Source organism: Curtobacterium sp. MCSS17_006 (genome assembly GCF_003234215.1).
Taxonomy (GTDB): domain Bacteria; phylum Actinomycetota; class Actinomycetes; order Actinomycetales; family Microbacteriaceae; genus Curtobacterium; species Curtobacterium flaccumfaciens.
Map to the genome: position 1 here is coordinate 1 of NZ_QKSO01000029.1, position 706 is coordinate 706.

A 706-nucleotide genomic window follows, 5' to 3' on the forward strand; every position below is an offset into this window, starting at 1 on the left:
GGTGTTACTTGATCTGTGCGGTGATGGTGGCGGTGCCGACGAGGAGGCCGCGCTTGACGGCGTCGGTGCCGAAGGTCTTGTTCAGCAGGCCGGCGGCGTCTTCGGAGATGTGGACGGTGGTGCCGGTGAGGATGGCGTTGTCGCCCTCGAGCTGGAGGGGCTTGAGGGAGCCGCCGTGCAGCTCGAACAGGAACGCGTTGGCCGCGGCGACCTTGCCGTTGACGAGGACGTCCCCGTAGAGCTTGGACGAGCCCGGGTTCACGACGAAGTTCTCCAGCGTGACGGTGGTGTCGCCGGCCTTCAGGGTCAGCCCCGAGTCGTCGTGGTTCAGCAGGCCCTGCACGTACGGGCGGTAGTTGCCGTCCGGCGACCAGTAGGTGACCGACCCGGCGGTGATCGGGAACGACACCGACCCGTCAGCGAGGGTCGCGTCGCCGGAGACGCCGGGGGTGAGCTTCAGGGCGGTGAGGGCGTCGGTGAAGCCGGAGTCGAGCTTCACGGCGGTGGAGCCACCGAGGACCTCGGGGACCGAGGCGACGGGTGCGGGGATCTTCGACTCGGACGACGAGGACACCGTGTGCACGTTCGGGGTCGCGGCCTGGGCGGAGGAGATCCCGAACGCGGCACCGCCGAGGACGAGGGCGCCGGTCGTGGCGAGGGTGATGGAGGTCTTGAGGCTCTTACGCATCGTGATCAGTCCTTTGCT

At 68.4% G+C, this 706-nt stretch carries 1 protein-coding gene; it reads right to left on the reverse strand.

Annotation, left to right across the window (positions count from 1 at the left end; all coding sequences use genetic code 11):
* Window positions 1–4: 4 nt before the first annotated feature.
* On the reverse strand, window positions 5–706 hold a 702-nt coding region (locus DEJ21_RS17885; protein ID WP_258370666.1), incomplete at its 5' end, for a hypothetical protein.